Below are 14,048 nucleotides of genomic sequence, written 5' to 3' on the forward strand. Positions count from 1 at the left end.
AATTGGTATCAACAAACTTGGCACACTATTGAGTTCTCAAACAACAGACACACCCGGCACCACCACAACCACAGGTCGCGGATCGCTCCGGAGCAACTTCACTAACTTACCGGGCCGCTTCACCCTTGTCAAATCGGCATCCCCAACCCATTCTCGCCGTGAGGCTTCTGGGTCTTGGTGGCCGTTCAACTCCGGGGAGCAGCGCGGAAATAAACTCTACCACCACTTTGCCCCGCTGACAAAAGCAGGACGAACGGCCCCTCTGCGGGGCCTCAAAAGGGCAGCAAAAAGCCCGGAACCACGCGGATTCCGGGCTTTTTGAGGGAAGCCAGGCTGCCCAGTCGTTATTGCCAGTCGCCCGTTACCCCAGGGGTTTGAAGTACGCGGCGCCCAGCGGAGGCAGCGTGACGGTGAGCGTGGCCGGCTGGCCGTCGATCTCGAGGTCAGTCGCGGTCAGTTTGCCTTCGTTCAGGACACCGGATCCGCCGTACGCTTCGGCGTCGGTGTTCAGCAGTTCCTGCCATACCCCTGCGGAGGGAACGCCGAGCCGGAAGTCGGCGTGCGGGGCCCCCGAGAAGTTGAAGGCGCACACGACGGGGCTGCCCTTGGCGTCCCGGCGGATGAACGTCAGGACGTTCCGGTTTGAATCCCCGCCGTTGATCCACTGGAAGCCGGCGGGATCATTGTCCTGTTCGTAGAGCGCCGGTGTGGCGCTGTACACCTCGTTGAGGTCCTTGGTCAGCAGCTGCAGCCCACGGTGCGCCGGGGTCTCCGCCAGCCACCAGTCCAGGCCGTACTGTTCGGACCATTCGGTCTCCTGGCCGAATTCGGTGCCCATGAAGATCAGCTGCTTGCCCGGGTGCGCCCACTGGTAGCCGAGGAAGGCTCGAAGGTTCGCCAGCTGCTGCCAGCGGTCCCCCGGCATCTTCCGGAGCATCGAACCCTTGCCGTGCACAACCTCGTCGTGGCTGATCGGCAGCAGGAAGTTCTCCGTGTAGGCGTACACCATCGAGAAGGTGATGGTGCCGTGGTGCCACCTGCGGTTGATCGGCTCTTCCGCCATGTACTTGAGCGTGTCGTGCATCCAGCCCATGTTCCATTTGATCCCGAAGCCCAGGCCGCCCTTGCTGGTGGGCGCCGTGACGCCCGGGAACGCGGTGGATTCCTCGGCGATCATGATTGCACCGGGGTGGGTCTTGTAGACCGTGGCGTTGACTTCCTGGAGGAAGGAGATGGCCTCGAGGTTCTCCCGTCCGCCGTAGCGGTTCGGCTGCCACTGGCCTGCCTCGCGGGAGTAGTCGAGATAGAGCATCGAGGCAACGGCGTCCACCCTCAGGCCGTCGATGTGGAATTCGTCGAGCCAGTACAGTGCGTTCGCGACCAGGAAGTTGCGGACTTCCCGTCGGCCGAAGTCGAAGATCAGGGTTCCCCAGTCCGGGTGTTCGCCCAGATTGGGGTCGGCATGCTCGTAGAGGGCCTCGCCGTCGAACCGGGCCAGCGCCCACTCGTCCTTGGGGAAGTGCGCCGGCACCCAGTCCAGCAGTACGCCGATGCCGGCCTGGTGGAGTTCGTCCACGAGGTACCGGAATTCGTCGGGGTGGCCGAAGCGCGAGGTCGGCGCGAAGTAGGACGTGACCTGATAGCCCCAGGAGCCGCCGAACGGGTGCTCCGCCACCGGCATGAACTCCACATGGGTGAAGCCGAGCCACTTGACATACTCAACCAGTTCCTTGGCCAGCTCGCGGTAGCTGAGGCCGGCCTTCCACGATCCGAGGTGCACTTCGTAGACACTCATCGGCGAGTTGTGCGGATCCCGTCCGGCCCGGGTTTCCATCCATTCCGCGTCCTTGAACGCGTAGGAGGGCTCCACGACGCGGGACGCCGTCAGCGGCGGAATCTCGGTGCCGAAGGCCAGCGGATCCGCCTTCTCCACCCAGTAACCGTGCTTGGTCCGGACTTCAAATTTGTAGCACGCCCCTGCTGGAACGCCGGGGATGAACAGTTCCCAGACCCCGGAGGAGCCGAGGGAACGCATCGAGTGCTGCCGGCCATCCCAGCCGTTGAAGTCGCCCTTGACCCGGACTGACTGGGCGTTGGGCGCCCACACGGCGAAGGACACGCCGTCGACGTCGCCCATGGCTGATTTGTAGTGCTGGACGTGAGCGCCGAGCACATCCCAGAGGCGCTCGTGGCGGCCTTCACCGATCAGGTGGAGGTCGAGTTCGCCAATCGTGGGCAGGTAGCGGTAGGGGTCGTCGGCGGGCTGCGGCGCCTGGCCCTTGTAGCTCACTTCCAGCCGGTAATCCGGCACGTGGCCGGATTCCAGCGGCTCCAGCACGGCAACCCAGACGCCGCCGGACTCGTGTGTCATCGGGTACGTACCGGCAGCAGTCACAACGGCGACTGCTTCGGCGAGGTGCTTGACCGTGCGGATGGTGACATGTCCGTGGTCGTCCAGGTGCGCCCCCAGAACGGAGTGCGGCGCGTGGTGTTCCCCGGCGGCGACCCTTGCCAGGGTATCCGCGTCCACCGGCAGCGGACTTCCGGGACTTTCGATACTTGCTGAGCCTGTCATTTTGATACCTTCCACTGCGGCTTCGGCGGGGTCGCCGGAACCTGTACTTCCGAGGAGACGACGTGATGCGTGGACCGGGATGGCGAGCCAGTCCGGCCTGTTGCGTAATTCGTAGATGACTTCATAAAGGGCTTTGTCGAGCCAAAGGGCCACGAAGAGCGGCGAATCGCGGTCGATGCCGCCGGGGATGACTCCGGCGTAGCCGGCCAGGAAGGCCTCGGCGCAGTCGTCAACCCAGGTGGCCGGGACGTTTGCCTCCGGGTGCTCGCGGACGGCGGCGCCGGCGGCGTAGTCAAAGGAACGGAGCATTCCCACGACATCCCGCAAGGGGACGTCCGGGAAGTTCCGCTCCGAGATCGGCCGGAGTGGCTCCCCCTCGAAGTCGAGGATGGCCCAGCGCGGCGCGTCTCCGGCGCCGCCCGGAACCTGCAGGATCTGGCCGAGGTGCAGATCGCCGTGGATCCGCTGCAGGGGGCCGGCGCTGCTGCCGTCGAGGCGCTGCAGGAGTCCGTTCAGTGCTTCACCGTAAGGCCCGACGGCGGCTCCGGCCTGCCCCCAGGACTGCCGCACCCGCTCGGCTACTCCGGGCGCAATGTCGCCGCCCGGGACGGATTCGGAGGCGACGCCGAGCGCCTGGGCCAGGCGGCGGTGCACCGTGGCGGTGGCGGCGCCGAGCCCGCGGGCCTCCGCTGCGAAGCTCCGGCCGATGGTCGCGGCATTGACGGCCAGACGCCAGGCGTCCAGCCCGCCGGCGAGAAACTCGTGCGCCACGGCCAGTTCGCCGCGCGCGCGCAGGGCGGCGCCTTGCTCCCCGGCCGGGGTCTCCCATTCACCGGTGACCCAGCCAAGGGTGGCGGGCACCTCAGTGGTGCGCCGTGCTGTCAGGGCAGCCCCGATTTCCACTTCGGGGTTCTGCCCGTCGGAGAGCACCCGGAAGAACTTCAGGATCGCGGCCGATTCGCCGTCGTCGACAATCACCGAACTGTTGGATTGCTCCCCGGTGAGAACCTGCACGACGCCGGTGGCCCGCGGCAGCCGGTAGCCGGACTCAACGAGGTGGCCGGACGCGTTCCCGGCGGGGGTGGCGCCGCGGAGCCGGATGAGTTCCAGCCACGCCGCGATGAACGCCGGGTCGTGGACGCCGTCGTAAATCCACCGGGCTTCGGGCCCGCCGCCGGCGTCGGCGGCCGCACCGGCGGGGCCGGATCCGGCAACCTGCCCGATCAGCGCTGTGTCAGCCCCGGCCAGGGGCGACCGGCGGATGCTGAGCGGGACCTGGACGACGTCGGTCCGGGAGCCGTTCGGCGTCGGGTAGCTCACGGCCAGCAGCAGCACCTCGAGTTCGGCTGCGTCGGGCGAGCCGGGACCGCTCTCGAGGCTCAGTCCGCCGGCGGGCGCGAAGCTGAACGCCGCGCTCTTGACGGGGAACCAGCGCTGGCGCGGAAGCCAGTCGCCGAGCAGACCGCTCAGGGCGGGGGTGAGGGTGGGTCGGGTCATGTCAGCCTTCGATGGACAGGATGGGCATGGCCTGGGTGTAGGGCGACGCGGGGTTGGAGGCGGCCGAACGGATCCGCAGCCAGAAGAAGTCGTGGCTGCCCAGGGTCAGCGTCAGGGTGCCGTCCTCCGAGATTCCGGGGAACGCCTGGCCGCCGAACACGTCCCGCAGGCCCCGCCCTGCGAACCGCGGCACCCGCAGGGTGGTGGCGACAGGGTGCTGGGAGAGGTTGAAGGCGCACAGGATGGTCTCACTCTCCTCGCCGGCCGAGTTGCCCTCCGGCAACTCGCGCAGGTAGGCGAGGACGACGTCGTGGTCGGCCTCGACGTGCTCGAACCCGCCCAGCCCGAAGGCCGGGTGGGCCTTCCGGACGCTCAGGATCTGCCTGGTCCAGCGCAGCAGCGACCCCGAGTGGGCGGCTTCGGCCTCAACGTTGGCCATGCTGTAGTTGTAGACCAGCGACTGGATCACCGGCAGGTAGAGCTTGCCGGGGTCCGCGCTGGAGAACCCGGCGTTGCGGTCCGGGTTCCACTGCATCGGGGTCCGGACCGCGTCGCGGTCCTCGAGCCAGATGTTGTCTCCCATGCCGATCTCGTCCCCGTAGTACAGGAACGGGCTACCGGGCAGCGAGAGCAGCAGGGCATTGATGAGTTCAATCTCAGACCGGGAATTGTCCAGCAGCGGCGCCAGCCGGCGGCGGATACCGATGTTGGCCCGCATACGCGGGTCCGGGGCGTACCAGCCGAGCATGGCCGCCCGCTCGTCGGCGGTGACCATTTCCAGCGTGAGCTCATCGTGGTTCCGCAGGAAAGTGCCCCACTGCGCCCCTTCGGGAATCGCCGGGGTGTCCTTCATCGTCTCGATGATGGGTGCGGCCTTCTGGTCCCGCAGTGCGTAGTACAGCCGGGGCATGATCGGGAAGTGGAAGGCCATGTGGCATTCCGGTTCCGCTTCGGTGCCGAAGTATTCGACCACTTCGGCCGGCGGCTGGTTGGCCTCGGCGATGATCACGCGGCCCGGGTAGTTTTCGTCGACCATCTTGCGGAGTTTCCGCAGGAATTCGTGGGTCTGCGGCAGGTTTTCGCAGTTGGTGCCCTCTTCTTCGAAGAGGTACGGGATGGCGTCGGCGCGGAAGCCGTCGATCCCCTGGTCCAGCCAGAACCGGACGACGTCGAAGAGGGCGTCGATGACCTTGGGGTTCTCAAAGTTCAGGTCGGGCTGGTGGCTGAAGAAACGGTGCCAGAAGAACTGGCGCCGGATCGGGTCGAAGGTCCAGTTGGATTCCTCGGTGTCCACGAAGATGATACGGGCGTCTTCGTACTTCTCGTCCGTGTCGCTCCAGACGTAGAAGTCACCGAACGGCCCGTCCGGGTCCTTGCGCGACTCCTGGAACCAGGGGTGCTGGTCCGAGGTGTGGTTCAGCGGCAGGTCGATGATCACGCGCACCCCGCGGGCGTGGGCCTCCGCGACGAGACGCTTGAAATCGCTGATGGTGCCGAATTCGTCGAGCACGGAGTTGTAGTCCGAGATGTCGTAGCCGCCGTCCCGCAGCGGGGACTGGAAGAAGGGCGGGAGCCAGAGGCAGTCGACGCCGAGCCACTGCAGGTAGTCCAGCTTCTCGATCAGCCCGTGGAAGTCACCCGAGCCGTCACCGTTTCCGTCGGCGAACCCGCGGACCAGGACCTCGTAGAAGACCGCCTTGCGGTACCAGTGCGGATCGTGCTGCAGGCCGGGCGCGTTCAGTTCAAAGGACCCCTTCGGGCTGAAGTGCTGGTTGGGGTTGGTCGGGCTGAAACTCACGCGTGTTGCCTCCGGATGCAAAGAATGTGTGCGGGTTCGACATGGGCGTCCAGTCGAACGTAGTTGTACTCCCCCCACTCCCAGCTTTCGCCGGTCAACAGATCATCCACCATGAACCCGCCATTGTGCGTGAGGTTCTCCGGGTCCAGCTCCAGCGCCGCGAGATCCAGCGTCACCGTACTCTCGCGGATGCCGTGCGGATCCACGTTGACGACGATGATCAGGGTGTCCTTCGTGCCGTCGGGGAGGGTCTTGTGCTTCGAATAGACGACGGTGGCGTTGTCCGTGCTCTTGTGCACCGTCAGGTTCTGCAGGTCCCCCAGGGCGGGGTGGGCGTGCCGGATGGCATTGAGCCGGGTGAGGTAGGGGGCCAGTGTGCGGCCGGACTCGGCGGCCGCGTCCCAGTCCCGGGCCTTGTACTCGAACTTCTCGTTGTCGATGTACTCCTCGGCGCCGGGCCGGGCCACGTGCTCGTAGAGTTCGAAGCCGGCGTAGACGCCCCAGATGGGGCTCGCGGTGGCGGCCAGCGCGGCCCGGATCTTGAACGCGGCCGGCCCGCCGTACTGCAGGAATTCGGTCAGGATGTCCGGGGTGTTGACGAAGAAGTTCGGCCGGAAGTAGGCCGGGGATTCGTGGCTGACTTCCTGGAAGTATTCCTCCAGCTCCTCCTTGGTGTTCCGCCAGGTGAAGTACGTGTAGGACTGCTGGAAGCCGGCCCGGCCCAGGGCGTGCATCATGGCCGGGCGGGTGAACGCCTCGGCGAGGAAGACGACGTCGGGGTGCTTCTTGTTGACCTTGCCGATCAGCCATTCCCAGAACCACACCGGCTTGGTGTGCGGGTTGTCAACGCGGAAGATCTTGACGCCGTGGCTCACCCAAAGGAAGACAATGCGCAGGATCTCGTTGGAGAGGCCGGCGGGATCGTTGTCGAAGTTGAGCGGGAAGATGTCCTGGTACTTTTTCGGCGGGTTCTCGGCGTACGCGATGCTGCCGTCAACCCGGGTCGTGAACCACTCGGGATGGCTTTCGACCCAGGGATGGTCCGGGGCGGCCTGCAGCGCCAGGTCCAGGGCCACTTCCAGCCCCAGCTGTCCGGCCCGTGCCACAAAGGCGTCGAAGTCCTCAAAGGTGCCCAGGTCCGGGTGGATGGCGTCGTGGCCGCCTTCCTTGGCCCCGATGGCCCACGGCGAGCCGGGATCGTGCGGTCCGGCCAGCAGGGTGTTGTTCGGGCCCTTGCGGTGCTGGATGCCGATCGGGTGGATCGGCGGCATGTAGATGATGTCGAAACCCATCGCCGCGACGGCGTCGAGGCGGGTGGCGGCGGTCCGGAAGGTGCCGGAGGTCCACTCGCCGGTTTCGTGGTTGCGGACGGCACCCTCTGACCGCGGGAAGAACTCGTACCAGGCGCCCCGGCCGGCGAGTTCGCGCTCCACCAGCAGCGGGTACTGCTCGGACACGGTGACCTGTTCCCGGATCGGCTGGCGCTCGACGACGTCGGTCACCTCCGGGCTGAACCCGGCCGCAAGGCGTTCCTCAGCGGTCTTGCCGGCGTCGTTGAGCCCGACGACGGCCATCCGGAGGGTCCGCCGGTCGGCGGACGGGCGGGAAGGGTCCTCGGACGCTTCGGCGAGCAGTGCGGCGCCCTCGGCCAGCATCAGTTCGACGTCGATGCCGGCTTCCACCTTGACCTCGGCGTTGTGGTGCCAGGTCCCGTAGCTGTCATGCCAGGCCTCGATCACGAAGGACCAGGCGCCGGTGGCGGACGGGGTCAGGAGCCCTTCCCAGCGGTCGGTTCCCTGGCCGCGCGGGCCCCGGGGCGGTGCGAGACGGACGCGCTGGCGTTCTTTCCCGCGCGGATCGAGCAGCACGGCGCTGACCCCGAGCCGGTCATGGCCCTCGCGGAACGCGGTGGCGCCCACCACGAGGCTTTCTCCCACCGTGGCCTTGGCGGGGAACTTCCCGCCGTCGACTGCGGGCTGTACGGCGGTGATCGGAAAACGGCCAAAATGAAGACCCTCCGTGATCAGAGCCTTCGGCTTTTGCTTGGACATGGCACTGCTTCGCGAGTTAGTCGTCACAGCCTCGACGTTAGCGACAAATGGCCGAGATTGCTAAGCCTGCTCCGTTTTTCCGGAGGTTTTCCGGACCCCGGTCCGTCATTTACGCGAATGCGACTGGAAGCCGTGACGAGCCCGCCAGTTGTCGGTTAGTGTTTCGCAGGTGAAGGCAATCCGCAGATTTACCGTCAGAACCGTCCTCCCAGAGTCCATCCGGCCGCTGGCCCGCTTGGCCACCAACCTCCGGTGGTCCTGGCACCGGCCCACGCGGGAGCTGTTCAAGGGCCTCAACCCGAAGATCTGGGCCGAAAGCGACAACGACCCGGTGAGCTTCCTCGGCCTGGTCAGCCGCGAGGAGCTGCAGCGGCTCGCCGCCGACCTGGACGTGGTGCGCCGGGTCCACGCCGCCGCCGAGGACCTCGACCGGTACCTCGAACAGCCCCGCTGGTACCAGAGCCTCGGCGACGGGGCACCGGCGTGCATCGCCTACTTCTCCCCGGAATTCGGCATCACCGAAGTGCTGCCGCAGTACTCCGGCGGCCTCGGCATCCTCGCCGGCGACCACCTGAAGGCCGCTTCGGACCTGGGCGTGCCGCTGATCGGCGTCGGACTGCTGTACCAGGCCGGCTATTTCAAGCAGTCCCTGTCCCGCGACGCCTGGCAGCAGGAAACCTATCCGGTCCTGGATCCGGACGGGCTGCCGCTGACCCTGCTCCGCGAGGCGTCCGCCGACGGCAACGGCAAGCCCGTCCAGATCTCCCTGCCGCTCCCCAACGGACGGCGGCTTCTCGCGCACGTCTGGCGGGCCGACGTCGGGCGTGTCCCGCTTCTGCTGCTTGACTCCAACGTTCCGGGCAACGACGAGGCCGCGCGCGGCATCACGGACCGGCTGTACGGCGGCGGCGGCGATCACCGCCTTCAGCAGGAGCTGCTGCTTGGCATGGGCGGGGTCAAGGCCCTGCGCGCGTTCCAGAAAATCACCGGGAGCCCCGCGCCGGAAGTGTTCCACACCAACGAAGGCCACGCCGGTTTCCTCGGGGTCGAGCGGATCCAGGAACTGATGGCCGCCGACGAGCCGCTGAGCTGGGACGAAGCCCTGGCCGCCGGCCGGGCCTCCACCGTCTTCACGACCCACACCCCGGTCCCGGCCGGTATCGACCGTTTCGAAGTCTCGCAGATCCAGCACTTCTTCGACGCCGGGCTGGCCCCGAACGTGCCGGTGGGCAAGATCCTGAGCCTCGGCCGCGAGGACTACACCGACGGCAACCCGTTCGTGTTCAACATGGCGGTAATGGGCCTGCGGCTGGCGCAACGCGCCAACGGCGTGGCCAAACTGCACGGCGTGGTGTCCCGCGGAATGTTCTCCGCGCTGTGGCCGGGATTCGACCACTCGGAAGTGCCCATCACGTCGGTCACCAACGGCGTACACGTGCCCACCTGGGTGGACCCGCGGGTGTCCGCACTGGCACGGGACCAGTTCGGCGCCGACGCGGAAGCGCAGGGCCGCTGGGACCTCGCCTACAACGTCAGCGACGAGGATGTCTGGTCCCTGCGCCGGGAGATGCGCCTGTCCCTCGTTGAGGACGTCCGGCGCCGCCTCCGGGCGGCCTGGAAGAAGCGCGGGGCGGCCGACGCCGAGCTCGCGTGGACCGATTCCGTGCTGGACCCTGATGTCCTGACCATCGGCTTCGCCCGGCGTGTGCCGACCTACAAGCGGCTCACGCTGATGCTGCGTGAGCCCGACCGGCTCAAGGCGCTGCTCCTGCACAAGACGCACCCGATCCAGCTGGTCATCGCGGGCAAGTCACATCCGGCGGACGACGCGGGCAAGAAGATGATCCAGGACCTCGTCCGGTTCACCGACGACCCGGCCGTCCGGCACCGGATCGTGTTCCTGCCCAACTACGACATTGCCATGGCGCGGACCCTGTTCCCGGGGTGCGATGTGTGGCTGAACAACCCGCTGCGTCCGCTCGAGGCGTGCGGCACTTCGGGCATGAAGGCCGCCCTGAACGGCTCGCTCAACCTCTCGGTGCTGGACGGCTGGTGGGACGAGATGTTCGACGGCGAGAACGGTTGGGCGATTCCGACTGCCAACAACGACGCATCGCCCGAGGAGCGCGACGACATCGAGGCGGCCGCGCTGTACGAGCTGCTGGAGACGCAGGTCGCCCCGCGCTTCTACGGACTCACCGTGTCCGACGGCGCCGGCGCGGCAGGGCCCTCCCAGCCCGGCCGGCAGGCGGTCCCCACGCACTGGGTGTCGATGATCAAGCACACCATGTCGCATTTGGGCCCGGCAGTCTCCGCCGACCGGATGCTCAAGGACTACGTCAACGTCCTCTACCGGCCGGCCGCCGTCGCCGGCCGCCGGGCCGGACAGAACAATTTCGCCGAGGCCAAGGCCCTCGCGGCCTGGATTTCCCGGATCCGCGCCGCCTGGCCGCAGATCCAGGTGGAGCATGTGGACTCGGTGGGTGTCTCGGAGGACCCGCAGATCGGCGACATCCTCCAGGTCAACGCCTACGTGGCCCTGCACGATCTGACCCCGGACGATGTGTCCGTTGAGGTGGCGTACGGCCGGGCGGAGGACAGCGACGAACTGGCCGACATCACGGTGGCGGAGCTGAAGGCGACGGAAGACCTTGGCCGGGGCCGGCACCTGTTCAGCGGCACCCTGGTGATCGACCGCTCCGGTTCCTTCGGGTACACCGTCCGGGTGCTCCCCAAGCACGACGCCCTCGCGTCCAAAGCGGAACTGGGCCTGATCGTCAACGCCTGAGCCGCAGGCAGCCGGCGCGGGTTGCCCACCCGCTCGCGCGCCAGCCAACAACAGCGCCGCACCCCGGATGACCGGGATGCGGCGCTGTTGTCTATTGCGGCGCTTGTTTGCGGTCGCCTATTGCGGCGCTTGTTTGCTGTTGTGCATCGTGGCGTTTGTTGGCTGTCCGGCTACAGGCAGACGGCGATGACGGCCAGGTTCTTGCCGGCGTACCGTTCGGCGTCCTGCAGGATTTCGCAGATGACGCCGAAGGACCGGTCCGAACGGAAGGCGGCGGGGACCTCCCAGATGAAGGTGATCGGGGTCTGGCCGTCGTCGGCGACGGCGTCGGCGAAGTCGTGCAGCGAATCGTTGAGGGCGTCGAGGTTCACGCCGTAGTCCGCCGGGAAGTCCAGCGTCTCGGCGAACGTTTCGAGGACGCTGCGTTTGGTGTCAGCGGCGGGAATCAACACGGCGCGCCGGCCGGCGTCGGCCACGAGTGCCTGCAGTTCCTCGTTGGTCCAGGTGTCCGCGGAGTAAATTTTCAAGGGTTCCCTACTTGCCTTCGACGATGAATTTGAACGAGTTGTAGTGGTCCGGGGTGTAGTACTTTTCGCCGGCTTGGCCGGCCACGATCCGGCGGGCTCCGCGGTCCGATTCGCCCGGGGTTTTGACCGTGTATTCCTTGTAGTAGCCGGAGGATTTCCGCGGAAGAATCCGCTCGAAATTTCCGAAGGTGACGTTGTCCCGGGTATAGGGGTACGGGCCGCCCTGGGCGATGAGCGCCAGGGTCCGGCGGGCTTCGGCGGGAAGTTCGGAAGCCCTCACCTCCGGCAGCCCGGACTGGTTCGCGATGGCGCGCGGCGGGGCCGGGGCGGCGGGCTCCGCGGCGCCGGGCAGGGCCGGGGCGGCGGGCTCCGCGGCGCCGGGCAGGGCCGGGCCCGGCTGGGCCGCCGGGTCCGTTGCGGCGGTGCTGGCGCCGGAACTGGTCGTTCCGGCCCCGGGCGGGGTTCCCGTCGTCGGGACACCCGCAAGGACGAACGCCAGCACCGCCAGAGCGACCAGCAGGGCAAGCAGGGCGGTCAGCCGTTGGACCTTCATCGCGAGTTTCTTTCTGAGTCCAGGGCCGGGCTACGTGCGGTAGATGCTGATGGAATTGGCCTGCACGATGTCCCGTTCCCCGGATGCGACCCGGACACCCTGGCGCAGGTCGTGCAGCCCGGAGGTGGTCAGGCGCAGTTCGAAGAGCCGGTTGCCGGTCCCGTCCGCATTGCTGAGCAGCGGCAGCGTGACCTTGACGTCCCTCGCGCCGCCGTTGACCACAACGAGGCCGTCCATGTGGCCGTCATCGGAACCCAGCAGGAGCTGCACCACCCGGTATCCCGGATCCTGCCAGCGATCGCCGGCCATCGGCTGGCCATGTTCGTCGAACCAGTGGAAGTACGACTGCAGTTCGCGCGTCGGATAGTCATGCGGCTGACCGGCCAGGAATTCCTTGCGGACCCGGATCACTCGCTTAGTGGTGCGGAGCATGGAGTGTGATTCGGGAGTGCTGGTCCAGTCGATCCAGTTGATGGGGTTGTCCTGGCAGTAGGCGTTGTTGTTCCCCTGCTGGGTCCGGGCGATCTCGTCGCCGGCGGTGATCATCGGAACGCCCTGCGAAATCATCAGCGACGCCATCAGGTTGCGGCTGGACTGCGCACGTTTGGCCAGGATCTCCTCGTCCTCCGTGGGACCCTCGAAGCCGTGGTTGTAGCTGCGGTTGTCGCCGTGGCCGTCACGGTTCTGTTCGCCGTTGGCCTCGTTGTGCTTGCGGTCGTAGGACACGAGGTCAGCCAGGGTGAAGCCGTCATGGGCGGTGACGAAGTTGAGCGAGGCGAGCCGGGACCGGCCGGATTGCTCAAACAGGCGCGCGGAACCGGAGAGCGCGTCCGCGAGACGCGCAACGGACCCGCCCTGCCCGCCGGCGTCGATCGCGGCGCGGTCCGCAAGCCAGAAGCTGCGGACCGCGTCGCGGAAGTGGTCGTTCCAGTCCACCCAGCCCGCCGGGAAACGTCCGGTCTGCCAGCCCCCGTAACCGACGTCCCAGGGCTCGGCGATGAGCTTTGTCGCGGACAGCACCGGATCGGCTCCAACGGCGACCAGGAACGGGTGCCGCGGATCGAACTCGTTGGCGGCGTTCCGGGCCAGCGTCACCGCAAGGTCGAAGCGGAAACCGTCGATGTGGAACTCCGTCACCCAGTACCGCAGCGAATCCAGCACCAGCTGCACCACGCGGGGATCACCGAAGTTGAGGCTGTTGCCGCATCCGGTGGTGTCCACGTATCTGCCGTGCCCGTCATTGCGGTAGTACGTCATCTCGCCGAGGCCACGGAAGCTGAGCGCCCGGCCGTCCCTGCCGCCCTCGGCCGTGTGGTTGTAGACGACGTCCAGGATGACCTCGATGCCCGCGGCGTGCAGGAGTTTGACCATGCCCTTGAACTCGTCCTGGACGGCCTGCGCGCCCGCAGCCTGGGCTGCCTCCGTGGCGTAGCCGGGGTGCAGGGCGAAGAACGCGGCCGTGTTGTAGCCCCAGTAGTTCGTCATCCCGAGATTCTGCAGGTGCGGTTCGTCCACGTGGAAGTGCACCGGAAGGAGCTGGACGGCGGTGATGCCGAGCGCGATCAAGTGCTCGATCATGGCCGGGTGCGCCAGCCCGGCATAGGTGCCCTGGAGGTGTTCGGGAACGTCCGGGTGGAGCTTGGTCTGGCCGCGGACGTGGGCCTCGTAGATGATCGTGTTGCGCCACGGAATCCTGGGACCGCGGTCGTGGCCCCAGTCGAAGCCGCTGTGCATCCTGACGCTCGTAATGAAATCCTCGCGCTCGTCCACGGCGCGGCCGTAGGGGTCCAGCAGCAGCGGCTGCTCACCGCCGGCGTCGAAATCCGGGGCGGGCATGGACAGCGGGAGGGCCTCGTGGTCCGGGGTGGCCCGGAAACCGTAGCGCGAGCCGGCCGGGATGCCTTCGACGATGCCGTGGTGCACGCCGTCGGTCACGTTTGGCAGGGTCTTCAACTGCCAGGTGCCGCCGGGAGCCTGATAGGCGATCTCCAGGGTCGTCACGCCCGGCGCGTAGACAGCGACATTGGCAAAGGCACTCCGAGGATCGTCCATTGCCGGCGAACCGGTGTTCGGATCGCTGATTCCCAGCGGAAACGCGCGCGAGGCGTCTACGGTGGAAGCTGTGTCTACGTAGGGCATAACCATTGCTTAGAGTTTAGCGGGACCGAACAAAGAGACCCTGATTCCGTTTTCCTGACGAAGTGCAGTTTACGGAATGGCGGCGTTGCATACTGGAACCGGCGCCCTAATTTGGAGGTA

The 14,048-nt window shown here is 67.0% G+C and carries 7 protein-coding genes; 1 reads left to right on the top strand and 6 read right to left on the bottom strand.

The window, feature by feature from the left end; all coding sequences use genetic code 11:
* Positions 1-361 precede the first annotated feature (361 nt).
* From AC50YM_RS17980 to AC50YM_RS17990, 3 genes are read right to left on the bottom strand one after another with little or no spacing between them, the layout of a single operon-like run.
* Positions 362-4,072 carry a 1,4-alpha-glucan branching enzyme gene (locus tag AC50YM_RS17980; protein WP_494958313.1) on the bottom strand — a complete coding sequence of 1,237 codons (3,711 nt, stop codon included), beginning with the start codon at positions 4,070-4,072 and terminating at the stop codon, positions 362-364.
* Position 4,073: 1 nt separating this feature from the next.
* Positions 4,074-5,870: a maltose alpha-D-glucosyltransferase gene (gene treS, locus AC50YM_RS17985; RefSeq protein ID WP_494958314.1), complete on the bottom strand. Its 1,797-nt coding sequence runs from the start codon at positions 5,868-5,870 to the stop codon at positions 4,074-4,076.
* A complete protein-coding gene (locus AC50YM_RS17990; RefSeq protein ID WP_494958315.1) occupies positions 5,867-7,921 on the bottom strand; it encodes an alpha-1,4-glucan--maltose-1-phosphate maltosyltransferase in 2,055 nt (684 codons plus the stop codon). The genes treS and AC50YM_RS17990 overlap by 4 nt, the downstream gene beginning before the upstream one ends.
* A gap of 169 nt (positions 7,922-8,090) precedes the next feature.
* On the opposite strand from AC50YM_RS17990, the gene glgP reads away from it, so the two are divergent.
* A complete protein-coding gene (glgP, locus tag AC50YM_RS17995) occupies positions 8,091-10,709 on the top strand; it encodes an alpha-glucan family phosphorylase (protein ID WP_494958316.1) in 2,619 nt (872 codons plus the stop codon).
* Between the two features lie 170 nt (positions 10,710-10,879).
* Here the strand turns inward: glgP and AC50YM_RS18000 are convergent, their stop codons facing one another.
* Genes AC50YM_RS18000 through glgX form a run of 3 tightly spaced genes read right to left on the bottom strand, consistent with a single transcriptional unit; the run spans position 10,880 to position 13,934 of the window.
* Positions 10,880-11,236, bottom strand: a complete 357-nt coding sequence (locus tag AC50YM_RS18000) for a barstar family protein (RefSeq protein WP_494958317.1) — start codon at positions 11,234-11,236, stop codon at positions 10,880-10,882.
* A 7-nt stretch (positions 11,237-11,243) separates the two neighbouring features.
* The gene (locus AC50YM_RS18005) at positions 11,244-11,789 is read right to left on the bottom strand and encodes a guanyl-specific ribonuclease (RefSeq protein ID WP_494958318.1); all 546 of its coding nucleotides are present in this window, start codon (positions 11,787-11,789) and stop codon (positions 11,244-11,246) included.
* A 30-nt stretch (positions 11,790-11,819) separates the two neighbouring features.
* The gene (gene glgX / locus AC50YM_RS18010) at positions 11,820-13,934 is read right to left on the bottom strand and encodes a glycogen debranching protein GlgX (protein WP_494958319.1); all 2,115 of its coding nucleotides are present in this window, start codon (positions 13,932-13,934) and stop codon (positions 11,820-11,822) included.
* Between the last annotated feature and the right edge of the window lie 114 nt (positions 13,935-14,048).

Source organism: Pseudarthrobacter sp. RHLT1-30-1, from assembly GCF_059383415.1.